This is a genomic window from Streptomyces sp. NBC_00239 (genome assembly GCF_036194065.1).
Taxonomy (GTDB): Bacteria; Actinomycetota; Actinomycetes; order Streptomycetales; family Streptomycetaceae; genus Streptomyces.
Genome location: NZ_CP108095.1, coordinates 7,406,921 through 7,418,829, shown reverse-complemented (window position 1 = coordinate 7,418,829; position 11,909 = coordinate 7,406,921). Strand labels below are relative to the sequence as shown.

Below are 11,909 nucleotides of genomic sequence, written 5' to 3'. Positions count from 1 at the left end.
GGAGCCGGGCCCGGTGGGGCACCGTGGAAGGGCAGACGGCAGCCCACCGACCGGGGAGTTCACATGTCCGACCACACGTACCGCGTGACCGAGATCGTCGGCACGTCCCACGAGAGCACCGACCAGGCGATCCGCAACGGGATCGAGCGGGCCGCGCAGACGCTGCGCAACCTGGACTGGTTCGAGGTCACGCAGGTGCGCGGCCACATCGAGAACGGGCAGATCGCGCACTTCCAGGTCGGCCTGAAGGTGGGCTTCCGCCTCGACGACGAGGGCTGACCGCCGCCGCGACGGGGACCGGCCGCAGCCACGGAGCGGCCGGCCTCGGGTCGCGCCCCCGGTAACTCAGGCCCACGGCCGCGGCTCGGTCGCGGCCCGACGTCCCGCGTGCGGCCCGACGTCCCGGGTGCGGCTCGATGCCTGAGGTGCCCGCGTCAGGTCCGGCCCCGGCGTGTGCCCGAGGTGCGCGCCTCAGGTCCGGCCCCGGCGTGTGCCCGAGGTACGCGCCTCAGGTCCGGCCCTGGCGTTCCTGGGCGTCCTTCAGTGCGGCCGAGGCGGCCGCCCAGTCGGCGCGCACCACCCGGAACCCGGCCGCGCGGGCGGCCTCGCAGACCAGTTCGTCGTCGTCCACCAGCATCCGTACCTCGCGCCCGCGCGCGATCCGCCGGAGCACCTCCAGCTTCGTGAGCCGGGCCGGCCGACGGTCCTGGTTGCCGCGCATCCACACCCGGCCCTCCGGCAGGCCCTGCGCCGCCAGCCAGTCCAGGGTGTCCCGGCGGCAGCGCTCGGGCCGCCCCGTCAGGTACACGACCTCGCAGTCCGCGGCGCTCGCCACGGCCAGCTCGACGCCGCGGGCCAGCGGCGGATCGGCCGGCGCGGCGCCGAAGAACCCGTCCCAGTCCCGCGGCCGGCCCTCCAGGAAGTGCTGCCGGTGCGCGGTGTCCGCGAGGGTCCCGTCGAGATCGAACACGGCCAGCGGCCGCCTGCTGTCATCACTCATGGCGGCCAGCGTAGGCGGCGGGTCCGACACCCGGCCCGCGCCCGGGTCGGCGCGTGGCGCGCGGTCGGCGGCTGGCGCCGGGTCAGTGCGTGGCGGGAGTCAGCGCGTGGCGCGGGTCAGGCCCTGGGCGGCCGCGCCGCGGGAGAGCACCGCCTCGGTCACCTGCCGCTCCACGGCCGCGTATTCCTCGCCGCGCCTCGCCGGCGCCGGGGCGCAGGAGACGCACACCACGCGGAACGGCGGCCCCATGTCCGAGTACTGGACGAAGTATTCGGCCTTGGCCACCTGCCAGCGGCCGGGGTGCCCGGCCAGTGGGGCGAAGGTGAAGCGCGGCACCGAGGACATGTTGCCGCGCTTCTTGTCCGCGGGCACGAAGCTGGCCACCTGGTCGCCCATCCCGTAGACCACCCACACCCCGTTGACCTTCTCGTAGGGCTGCGGCACGTGGTTGTGGGTGCCGATGACCAGGTCGATGTCGGGGAGGCCGCCGGTGCGGGAGGCGGTGAGCGCCTGCGCGAGTTCGCGCTGCTGCTCGTCGGGCGCGGTCTGCCACTCGGTGCCCCAGTGGACGCTGACCAGCACCACCTCGGCGCCCGCCCGGCGGGCCGCGCGGGCGTCCGCGGTGATCTTCTTCGGGTCGATCAGGTTCACGGCCCACGGCTTGCCCTCGGGCAGCGGGATGCCGTTCGTGCCGTACGTGTAAGAGAGTTGGGCGACCTTGGCGCCGCCCGCCGTGTACCAGGCCGGGGTGCGGGCCTCCTCGGGGGTGCGGGCGGATCCCACGTGCCGCAGGCCCGCCGCGTCCAGCCCGTCGAGGGTGCGGGTCAGGCCTTCCCAGCCGGCGTCGAGGGTGTGGTTGGAGGCGGTGGAACAGCCTTCGTAGCCGGTGTCCTTGAGGGAGCGGGCCAGCTGGTGCGGCGCCTGGAAGGTCGGGTAGCCGGTGTACGGGCCGCCCGGCCGCCCGTACGGTATCTCGTGGTGGCACAGGGCCAGGTCGGCGGCGGCGACGAGCGGCTTGACGCCCGCGAGGATCCGGCGGAAGTCGTGGCTCTCGCCGCCCCCGCCGGCGTCGTCGGCGGCCCGCGCGATGATCGACGGGTACGGGATGATGTCGCCGGTCGCGACCAGGGTGAACGGCCGCCGGTCCACGGCGGGTGCGGCCGGCTCCTTCGCGGCCGCGCCGCCGCCCGCGCGCATCTGCTGCCTGCCGTCCGCGGCTCCCGTGCCGCTCTCCGACCAGTCGGGCACCAGCCACACCGCGGCGGCCACGGCGACGAGTCCCGCCACCGCGGCCACCCGCAGCCTCTTGGCTCCCCGGCCGGACGCCGCCTGCTGCGGCCCGTCCCCCCTGCTGTCCTGCACCATGCGCGCTTCCTCCCGATTTCCCCCCGCCCACCGCACCCGGCGCGCGACAGCGGCGCCGCGCACAGGAGCACGTCCACGCAGTCAGATGGAATTACTTTCGCATGGGTTGCCTGACGGGGTCCCGCGCCTGCCGACCGGACGGACCGGGCCGGACGGCCGGGCAGAGGGGGGCCGGCCGGGAGCGGGCCGGCCCCCTCGGGTCAGGGCCGGTGGGCCACGTTGAGTTCGGCCACCGACGTCCACGGGTTGCCGCCGACCTCGCTCGTGGCGCGCAGCCGCAGGTAGCGGGCCTGCCGCGGGGTGAACGCGGCCTCCTGCTGGGCGGTCGTGCCGGCGAAGGTGCCGGTGGCCGCGGGCGTCGACCAGGTGACCCCGTCGGTCGAGGTGGACACCTCGTAGCCGGCGATCCGGCCGTTGCTCTGGCTCTGCCGGGGCAGGTAGAGCAGCTTAGAGACGTTGTACGAGGCGCCGAGGTCGAGGGTGATCTGGTGCGGCATCGGCGCGGTGGCCGCGGACCACTGGGTGTGCCAGATGGTGGCGCTGTCCCCGTCGAGCACGTTCACGGCCCGGCCGTCCTCGGCCGCGGTCTCCTGGCTGTCGACCGACGCGACGCTCATCTGCGCCTGCGGGACCAGGCTCTCGCCGGTGCCGCCGTCGCCGAGGTCGTCCACGGCCAGGTCGTCGAGGATCAGGTCGGCCTCGTTGTGCGAGCCCTCGGCGGTCGCCTTGCGGATCCCGATCCAGGCGTCCGCGCCGGCCGTGAACGTCTTGGTGAAGACCGTGGGCGTGCGGGCCTGGCCCAGGTCGGTGACGCTCTCCGCGCTGCCGGAGCCCACCACGAAGCGGTAGTCGTCGCCGAAGGCCGCCTCGTACGTGAACTGCACCCGGTAGGTGCGCCCCTGAGTGAACCTCAGGGTCTGCGGCAGGGTGCGGTAGACGAGGCCCTGGCGCTCCTCGTGGGACTTCAGCGAGTTGTTGCCGCCGATGACGTCGTCGACGAGCTTGCCGTTCCAACCCGCCTGCGTGTACGGGGCGTTGCGTTGCGCGACGTGGGTGCGCGGGTCGGTGGCCGAGCCGCCGGCGCCGCCGAACGCGAAGGGGCCCCACCCGGCGTCGAGGTTCTCGAAGTCCTCGGCGTACCAGTGGCCGCCGGCCGGGGTGCGGGCCGAGCGCGCCACCCGTACGTCGTCGAGGTACACGGTGCCGGCACCGGTCGCGGCGGACAGTTCCAGGGTGGCGGTCGAGGAGCCGGCGGGGACGTCGAAGAGGACCTTCATCCGCTGCATCCTGGTGCCGTTCTTCTCGCTGCCGCCGAGACTGTTCGTCAGCGTCGAGGAGTCGGCGTGCACGGACACCGGGGCGCCGCCGGCCGGGGTGACGGCGAGGGTGGCCTTGCGGCCGGCCGGGGTGGTGACCCACACGGAGGCCGCGTAGGTGCCGGGGGCCAGACCGGTCATGGTCTGGGCGGCCTTCGGTGCGGAGCCCGCGGCGAAGGTGAGTTCGCTCTGGCCCTGTGCGTTGCGGGCGACGGCGGCGCCGCTGCCGGTGACCGTCCAGGCGTCGAGGTTGCCGGCGTAGAAGCCGGGGTCGCGCAGCGGGGTGCCCTCGCCCCAGGCCGGGTCGGGGGTGGCGGGCGCGGCGCCGTCGTAGAGCACGTACGCGGTCTCGGCTGTGGCGTTGACGGTGACCCGGCCGCCGGTGACGGTGAGGTCGGAGACGAACCGGCGGCCGGTGTCGGTCAGCCGGTACAGCTTGGGGGCGGTCCAGCCGGCCGGCAGCGTCCAGGTGGTGGCCCCGCCCGCGGTGTTCCAGTGGTAGAGCTTGCCGGCCCGGGGCAGCAGGAACGCGCCGCCGTCGAGCACGGTACGGCCGCCGCTGGTGATCCGGCGGGAGTTGCCGGACTTGGTGACGGTGGTGCCGTTCGCGAGGGTGACCGTGTCGGCGGTCCACTTCACGATCGGCGATTCCTGGAGGAACTTGGTCGGCAGGTTGGTGGCGAAGGTGGTCTTGAGGAAGGCCGTGAAGTCCTTCTTGCCCTGCCAGCCCTCGTACGCGGTGACCTCGGCGCCGCCGAGCAGCGGGTGGCGGGCTATCCAGTCGTCCTTGGTGTGGTTGCCGATGAACCGGGCGATGGTGGAGTTGATGCCCTTGTAGTCGCTGCCGCCGTAGTCGACGTCGGCCGACCAGTGGTGCCACAGCGACTGGTCGGTGAGGGAGTCCGGGAATTCGGTGGCGACCTGGAGGCCCGTGCCGGTGATCTCGCGGGCCAGCTTCCGCGAGACGTAGCCGTCCCCGTACCAGACGTCCACGTAGAGGAAGTCGAGGTCGGGGGCGGCCGTCTTGAGGTCCTGCAGGCGCCGCAGCCGGTCGCCGGACTGGCCGTCCTTGCGGGTGTCCACGTAGTACGACTGGTCCAGCCAGTCCCAGCCGAGCCCGCCGGTCTGCTTCGACGGGTCGAAGGTGGCCGACACCGGGTACTCCTCGGTGGCGTTGACGTGCACGCCGAAGTCGGCGTTGTAGGCGTGCCCGGCGGAGGTCAGGGTGCGCAGGCCCGCGGCGCCGCCCAGCTTGGCGCCGATGTTCTTGTAGTCCATGTGCGCCGAGTCGTGGCCCTCGGACGCGTAGCCCTTGAGGAGGACGAACTGGCCGAGCCCGTCGGTGGCCAGGCCGACCCGCTTGGTCTCGTCGAGGGTCTGGGCGAAGGGATGGGTGGCCTGCGAGGCGAAGTTGAAGGGGATGCGCTGCACCACCCGGTCGGCGGTCTGCTGCCAGCCGGTGGGCGCGGACCAGATGTCGCGGTGGGCGACGGCGGCGTCCTGCCAGTCCACGACGGCGTCGCCGTTGCGGTCGCCGGTGATCGCGACCCGGGCGTACGGCAGCGGCTCGGTGTCGGTGTCGGCGGCGCCCTCCGCCCGGTAGACCCAGCCGCCGCTCCACAGGCCGGCGCGGCGGTAGGTCCCCTTGTCCACGACCTGCTTGGCGATCCGGCCGTTCTCGCGGACGGTGCCGCCGGAGGGCTTGTCGTAGTACGAGTTGGAGTCGACGGCGGCGGCCAGCCGTCCGGTGTTGAGCAGCCCGTACATGACCGTGCCGGCGGTGGCGTCGACGGGCGTGGATCCGGTGACGGACGTGAAGGTGTCCCCGGTGCCGGTGGTCGCCGTGTGCATCTTCGCGGTGGCGAGGGCCGCGCCGCTCTGGGTGCTGCGCACGCTGACCAGGTTGTGGTCGGGGACGGACAGGGTGCGCACCCGCAGGGCCGCGGTGTCCTCGATGGCGGTCACCCGGAATTCGAGGACGGATCCGGTGACCGCGAGCCGGGCCCGGACGGTGACCCCGGAGAAGGCCAGCGTGTAGTCGACCCGGTCGGCGGCGGCGGCGGAGCTGACCGAAGGGGTGTAGGCGGTGCCGTTCACGACGATCGTGCCGAGCGTGTCCTCGTTGCCTTCGAGTACGTCGCCGGTGGCGCGCCGGGTGTAGCCGATCACCCGGGGGAAGCCGGGGTCCACGCGGACGGACAGCTCGGGCGAGGTGATGGTGACGGGGGCCGCCGCCGGGGACGCGGCGGCGGGCACGGCGGCGAGCAGCGGAGCCGTCAGGCCGGCCGCCGCTGCCGCCGCGACCCACTGGGGGATGCGCATGGGGGGTTCTCCCTCGGTTCGTCTCGGTTCGACTCGGTTCTTCGTCGGTTCTTCGTCGGTTCTTTGGCCGTTCGCCGGCCGTTGGCGCGGCCGGTCGTCGACGGGTCAGCTTGGCGCGCGGCGGGAACGGCAGCCCATGGACAAACCGGCGGGCGGTCATGGACTTCTCTCCTCCGCTCGCGCGGGGTGTCCCTCTGCCGGGGTACCGCGGACGCGGTACGGCGGCCGCCGGCCGTACGCCGCAGGGAGGGGAGGCAACTACCTCTGGAGGCCACCACCCCCACGGCGGGGGCCGTTTAGTGTTCGAGCATGCAGATCAGACTGCCCGGGCGCCGCGGGCGCCTCTTCGCCGGTGCGGCGGCCCTCCTGCTGGCGGCGGGCGCCGGCACCTGGAGCGCCACCGCGTCCGGCGGGCCACCGGACGTGCACCGCACGGACCGGATGCTGCGGATGCCGGGCGCCGCGATCGACACCTCGTACTTCACGGCGGGCGGGGCGGGCCGGCGGCCCGCGGTCCTGCTCGGCCACGGCTTCGGCGGCAGCAAGGACGACGTGCGCGCGCAGGCCGAACGGCTGGCGCGCGACGGGTACGCCGTCCTGACCTGGTCGGCGCGCGGCTTCGGCGGCTCCGGCGGCCGGATCGGGCTCAACGACCCGGACCACGAGGTCAAGGACGTGTCCCGACTGGTCGACTGGCTGGCGGCGCGGCCCGAGGTACGGCTCGACGCGGCCGGGGACCCCCGCGTGGGCGTCGCGGGTGCCTCGTACGGGGGCGCCGTCGCGCTGCTCGCCGCCGGGCACGACCGGCGGGTGGACGCGATCGCCCCGCAGATCACCTACTGGAACCTGGCCGATTCCCTGTTCCCCCAGGGCGTGTTCAAGAAGCTGTGGGCGGGCGTGTTCTTCGGCACCGGCTCGGCGACCCCGGTGTTCGGCCCGGCCCGGGAAGCCCCGGCGCCCGCACAGCCGGACCAGCAGCCGCAGGGACAGGCGCGGGGGCGAGAACAGGAGCAGGCTGGGGGCGCGGCGCGGCCGGGGCCCGGCGAGCCGACCCGGCCGGCCGGCCCGGTGGGTCCGGTGGGCTGCGGACGGTTCCAGCCGGAACTGTGCGCGATGTACGAGCGGGTGGCCGTGGCCGGCCGGCCGGACGCGGCCGCCCGCGCGCTGCTCGAAGCACGCAGCCCGTCCGCGGTCGCCTCCCGGATCCGGGTCCCGGCCCTGATCGTGCAGGGCCAGGCGGACTCCCTCTTCCCACTCGACCAGGCCGACGCGATGGCCCGGGCGATCACCGCGAACGGCGCGCCGGTCGCGGTCGACTGGGCGGCCGGCGGCCACGACGGCGGGCTCCGCGAAGCGGACCGCGTCGAGGCCCGGGTGGCGGCCTGGTTCGACCGCCACCTCAAGGACGACCGGGGCGCGGACACCGGCCCCGCCTTCCGGGTCTCGCGGACCGGCGGCATCGACAGCACCGACGGCGAGGTGCGGCTGCGCGGCGCGAGCGGCGCCCGCTACCCCGGGCTCGGAGGCAGCCGCCGGGACACCGTCGCGGTCACCGGCCGCGAGCAGAGCTTCGCCAACCCGGCGGGCGGCGCGCCGCCCGCCCTGTCCTCGCTGCCCGGCATCGGCGGGCAGCTCGCCGCCTTCGGCACCGGTCTGGCACTCGACTTCCCCGGCCAGCACGCCCGGTTCGACTCGGCGCCGCTCGGCTCCGGGCTGCGGATCACCGGCTCCCCCACCGTCGCCGTGCACGTGCGCTCGACGGCCGCGGACGGCTCGGCGGTGCTGTTCGGGAAGGTCTACGACGTGGCTCCGGACGGGCGCCGGCAGGTGCTGCCCGGCCAGCTCGTCGCCCCGGTCCGGGTGACGGGCGCCGCCGCCGGCCGTACCGTCACCCTGACCCTGCCGCCCGTGGACCACGCCGTGCAGGCCGGGCACCGGCTGCGGCTCGTCCTCGCGGCCACCGACCTCGGCTACGCCACCCCCGCCGCGCCCGCCACGTACACGGTGGCCGTCCGCGGCCCCCTGTCCGTGCCGGTCGCCCCCGAGGTCGCCACGGGCTCCGCGGGGCTGCCGTGGTGGACGTGGGGGCTGCCGCTCGGCGCCGCCGCCCTCGCCGCGCTGCTCCTGGCCGGTGTCCGGCGGCGCGGCACGGTGCCCGCTCCGGACCCGGAGCTCGCCGGGGTGCCGCTGCGGATCACGGGGCTGACCAAGCGGTACGCGAAGGCCGCCGACCGGTACGCGGTCCGTGACCTGTCGTTCGAGGTCGGGCAGGGTCAGGTGCTGGGCCTGCTCGGGCCCAACGGCGCCGGCAAGACGACCACGCTGCGGATGCTGATGGGGCTGATCCGGCCGGACGACGGCGAGATCCGGGTGTTCGGGCACGCGATCCGGCCGGGCGCGCCGGTGCTGTCGCGGGTGGGCGCGTTCGTCGAGGGCGCGGGCTTCCTCCCGCACCTGTCCGGGCGGGCCAACCTGGACCTGTACTGGCGCTCCACCGGGCGGCCCGCCGAGGACGCGCACCTGGCGGAGGCCCTGGAGATCGCCGGGCTCGGCGACGCCCTGGAGCGGGCCGTACGGACGTACTCGCAGGGCATGCGGCAGCGCCTGGCCCTCGCGCAGGCGATGCTGGGGCTGCCGGACCTGCTGATCCTCGACGAGCCGACGAACGGTCTGGACCCGCCGCAGATCCGCGAGATGCGCGAGGTGATGATCCGGTACGCGGCCGCGGGCCGGACGGTCATCGTCTCCAGCCACCTGCTCTCGGAGGTCGAGCAGTCCTGCACGCACCTGGTGGTCATGGACCGCGGCCGGCTGGTGCAGGCGGGCCCGGTCGCCGAGATCACCGGCGGCGGCGACACCCTGCTGGTGACCCTGGAGGACCCGGCGGGCGAGACCGTCGTCGGAAAGGTGGCCGCGCTGGAGGGGGTGGGGTCGGTGACCCGCTCCGAGGACGGGCTGCTCGTCCGCCTGGACGGCGCGACCCCGGCCGAGCTGATCGGCGAACTCGTACGGATGGACCTGCCGGTGACCGGTGTCGGTCCGCACCGGCGCCTGGAGGACGCGTTCCTCACCCTGATCGGAGGACCGTCATGAGCGTGCGGAGCGAGCCTGCGGCACAGAGCGCGCCCGGCTACCGGGCGCGGCACACGCTGCCGCTGCGGGTGGAGGCGCTGCGCCAGTGGCGGCGGCGCCGGACCCTGGTCATGGGCGGGGTGCTGGCGGCGCTGCCGTTCGTGCTGATCGCGGCGTTCGCGGTGGGGGGCGGTCCCTCCGGCGGCGGGGACGGCGGGGAGCGGATCACGCTCATCGACCGGGCCACGGTGTCGGGCGTGAACTTCACCGTGACCTGCCTGTTCGTGTCGGCGGGCTTCCTGCTGGTGGTGCCGGTGGCGCTGTTCTGCGGGGACACGGTGGCGTCCGAGGCGAGCTGGTCCTCGCTGCGCTACCTGCTGGCGGCTCCCGTCCCGCGGGTGCGGCTGCTGTGGAGCAAGATGGTCGTCGCGCTCGGCTTCAGTCTGGCGGCGATGGTGCTGCTGCCGGTGGTGGCGCTGGCCGCGGGTACGGTCGCGTACGGCTGGGGGCCGCTGCAACTGCCCACCGGCGGTGCGTTGCCGGCGGGCCAGGCGGTGCCTCGGCTGGCCCTCGTGGTCGGCTTCGTCTTCGTGTCCCAACTGGTCACGGCGGGACTGGCGTTCTGGCTGTCGACCCGTACCGACGCGCCGCTGGGCGCGGTCGGCGGGGCCGTCGGGCTGACCATCGTTGGCAACGTCCTGGACGCGGTGACCGCGCTCGGGTCGTGGCGTGAATTCCTGCCCGCGCACTGGCAGTTCGCGTGGGCGGACGCGCTCCAGCCGCATCTGGAGTGGGGCGGGATGGTGAAGGGCGCGGCGGTGTCGACGGCGTACGCGCTGGTCCTGTTCGCCCTCGCGTTCCGGGGGTTCGCCCGCAAGGACATCACCTCGTAGGCCGTCCGCCCCCGCCTTGTGCCTGCGCCTTTCACGGTGCGAGGCGGACGGCGGGGGCGGCCGGGGCCTGTTCGAGTTCGAGCACCCGGACGTCGTTGCCGCCGGTACGGAGCACCGGGCCGGGGACGTACAGCTCGTGCTGGGGGCCGGCGGACCAGTAGCGGCCCAGGTTGAAGCCGTTCACCCAGACGAATCCGCGGGTCCAGCCGGGCAGGGTGAGGCGGGCGTCGCCGGGGCCGGCGACCTCGACGGTGCCGCGGTACAGGCCGGGGGCGCCGGCGGGCGGCGGGTCCGCGGGCAGGGCGCGCAGCCGGGCCTCGTCTTCGAAGGCGTCCAGGCGCAGCCCGCGGGCCCGCACCCCGTGCAGGTACTGGCGTTCGTGCCGGATGCCGCCGGTGATGCCCTTGGGTTCGCCGAGCCGGGGGCCGTAGTTGACCCGGCCCAGGGACTCCACCCACAGGTCGATCCGGGCGGGGCCCGGCACGGGTTCGGGCAGGGTGTGGTCCTCCTCGGTGAGGATGCCGGCGCGGACCCCGTCGACGAGGACCACGGCGCGGTCGCGCAGGCCCGGCACGCTCAGCGGGTAGGGCTGCCGGGGGCCGGGCACGGTGGTGCGGTAGCGCACCAGCCCGCGGTCCACGCCGAGTTCCTCGAAGGTGGGCGGCGCGCCGAAGGTCCGCTCGGGTCCGCCGAGGGCGGCGATGACCTCGTCCAGAGAGGTCCAGGCGGTGAGTTCGGCGGTGGCGGGCCCGTCGAGGACCGGCGGGGCGGGCGGCAGGGCCGGCAGCGGGCCGTCGGCGTAGTCCCGCAGTACTTCGCGGAACGCCTCGAACTTCGCGGTGGGCCGGCCGCGTTCGTCCACGGGCGCGTCGTAGTCGTAGGACGTGACGTCCGCCCGGAGCGGCCCGTCGTGGAGTTCACCGGCCCGGTTGGCGCCGGCCCAGCCGCCGAAGCTGGTGCCGCCGTGCGCCATGTACAGGTTGACGGAGGCGCCCTGTTCGAGGATCTCGCGCAGGGTGGCGGCGGCGTCGGCGGCGGCGCGCCCGATGTGCCCGGCGCCCCAGTGGTTGAACCAGCCGCACCAGAACTCCATGCACATCAGGGGGCCCTTGGGCTGGTGGCGGCGCAGGGTGTCGAAGGCGGCGGCGGCCTGGGAGCCGAAGTTGGCGGTGGCGAGGATCCCGGGCAGGGAGCCGCCGGTGAGCATGTGGTCCTCGGGCCCGTCGGACGTGAACAGCGGTACGGTCACCCCGCCGGCCCGCAGCGTGTCGGCGAGGTGGCGCAGGTAGCGGCGGTCCGAGCCGTAGGAGCCGTATTCGTTCTCGACCTGCACCATCAGCACGGGGCCGCCGCCGGGTGCGGTGATCTGGTGCGGCACGATCAGCGGCAGCAGTTCCGCGAACCAGGCGTCCACGCAGGCCAGGTACTCGGCGTCGCGGGTGCGCACGCGCGGCCCGAACGGCCCGGTGACCCAGTGCGGCAGGCCGCCGTTCTCCCATTCCGCGCAGATGTACGGGCCGGGCCGCACGATCGCCCACAGGCCTGCCTCGCGCACCGCGGTCAGGAAGCGGCTGACCGCGGCCACGTCCCGGTACTCGCCGGGGACGGGCTCGTGGAGGTTCCACGGCACGTACGTCTCGACGCAGTTGAGGCCCATCGCGCGCAGCATGGCGAGCCGGTGCCGCCACTGCCCTTCGTGCACCCGGAAGTAGTGCAGCGCGCCGGAGAGCAGCCGCACCGGCCTGCCGTCCAGCTCGAAGTGTTCCTCGCCCACTCGGAAATCGCTCACGGCCCCACCCTCGCCCTCTGGCGGGCGGCCCGTCCATGGACAAAGATCGGCAGTTCATGGACGAAGGAACGGACGCACGGCATCCGGACCGGTGTACGAGGAGCGCCGTCGGCGCGCGGCCGGTCCGGTGGGTGCGGCAGCGGGAGGGGCGG

At 74.7% G+C, this 11,909-nt stretch carries 7 protein-coding genes; 3 read left to right on the top strand and 4 right to left on the bottom strand.

What is annotated here, in order from left to right; genetic code table 11:
* Window positions 1-63: 63 nt before the first annotated feature.
* The gene (locus OG764_RS32850; RefSeq protein WP_328971968.1) at window positions 64-279 is read left to right on the top strand and encodes a dodecin; all 216 of its coding nucleotides are present in this window, start codon (window positions 64-66) and stop codon (window positions 277-279) included.
* Between the two features lie 229 nt (window positions 280-508).
* Here OG764_RS32850 and OG764_RS32845 read toward each other — a convergent pair whose 3' ends face one another.
* The 3 genes from OG764_RS32845 to OG764_RS32835 all read right to left on the bottom strand — a co-directional run bounded on the left by OG764_RS32845 (window position 509) and on the right by OG764_RS32835 (window position 6,003).
* Window positions 509-1,000, bottom strand: a complete 492-nt coding sequence (locus OG764_RS32845; RefSeq protein ID WP_328971967.1) for a phosphatase domain-containing protein — start codon at window positions 998-1,000, stop codon at window positions 509-511.
* A gap of 99 nt (window positions 1,001-1,099) precedes the next feature.
* The gene (locus OG764_RS32840; protein ID WP_443056117.1) at window positions 1,100-2,365 is read right to left on the bottom strand and encodes a CapA family protein; all 1,266 of its coding nucleotides are present in this window, start codon (window positions 2,363-2,365) and stop codon (window positions 1,100-1,102) included.
* A gap of 200 nt (window positions 2,366-2,565) precedes the next feature.
* The gene (locus OG764_RS32835; RefSeq protein ID WP_328971966.1) at window positions 2,566-6,003 is read right to left on the bottom strand and encodes an endo-alpha-N-acetylgalactosaminidase family protein; all 3,438 of its coding nucleotides are present in this window, start codon (window positions 6,001-6,003) and stop codon (window positions 2,566-2,568) included.
* A 309-nt stretch (window positions 6,004-6,312) separates the two neighbouring features.
* Here OG764_RS32835 and OG764_RS32830 point away from each other — a divergent pair, with 309 nt between their 5' ends.
* Both OG764_RS32830 and OG764_RS32825 read left to right on the top strand, forming a co-directional pair.
* Window positions 6,313-9,096, top strand: a complete 2,784-nt coding sequence (locus tag OG764_RS32830) for an alpha/beta fold hydrolase (protein WP_328971965.1) — start codon at window positions 6,313-6,315, stop codon at window positions 9,094-9,096.
* Window positions 9,093-9,968 (top strand): ABC transporter permease, encoded by an 876-nt coding sequence (locus tag OG764_RS32825; protein ID WP_328971964.1) that lies wholly within the window; start codon window positions 9,093-9,095, stop codon window positions 9,966-9,968. The genes OG764_RS32830 and OG764_RS32825 overlap by 4 nt, the downstream gene beginning before the upstream one ends.
* A 31-nt stretch (window positions 9,969-9,999) precedes the next feature.
* Here OG764_RS32825 and OG764_RS32820 read toward each other — a convergent pair whose 3' ends face one another.
* Window positions 10,000-11,757: a glycoside hydrolase family 35 protein gene (locus tag OG764_RS32820; protein ID WP_328971963.1), complete on the bottom strand. Its 1,758-nt coding sequence runs from the start codon at window positions 11,755-11,757 to the stop codon at window positions 10,000-10,002.
* Between the last annotated feature and the right edge of the window lie 152 nt (window positions 11,758-11,909).

What these genes read in the sequence shown, in the direction of transcription:
- OG764_RS32840 (WP_443056117.1), bottom strand. Translation starts at nt 2,365, where the DNA reads ATGGTGCAGGACAGCAGGGGGGACGGGCCGCAGCAGGCGGCGTCCGGC.
- OG764_RS32825 (WP_328971964.1), top strand. Translation starts at nt 9,093, where the DNA reads ATGAGCGTGCGGAGCGAGCCTGCGGCACAGAGCGCGCCCGGCTACCGG.
- OG764_RS32850 (WP_328971968.1), top strand. Translation starts at nt 64, where the DNA reads ATGTCCGACCACACGTACCGCGTGACCGAGATCGTCGGCACGTCCCAC.
- OG764_RS32830 (WP_328971965.1), top strand. Translation starts at nt 6,313, where the DNA reads ATGCAGATCAGACTGCCCGGGCGCCGCGGGCGCCTCTTCGCCGGTGCG.
- OG764_RS32835 (WP_328971966.1), bottom strand. Translation starts at nt 6,003, where the DNA reads ATGCGCATCCCCCAGTGGGTCGCGGCGGCAGCGGCGGCCGGCCTGACG.
- OG764_RS32845 (WP_328971967.1), bottom strand. Translation starts at nt 1,000, where the DNA reads ATGAGTGATGACAGCAGGCGGCCGCTGGCCGTGTTCGATCTCGACGGG.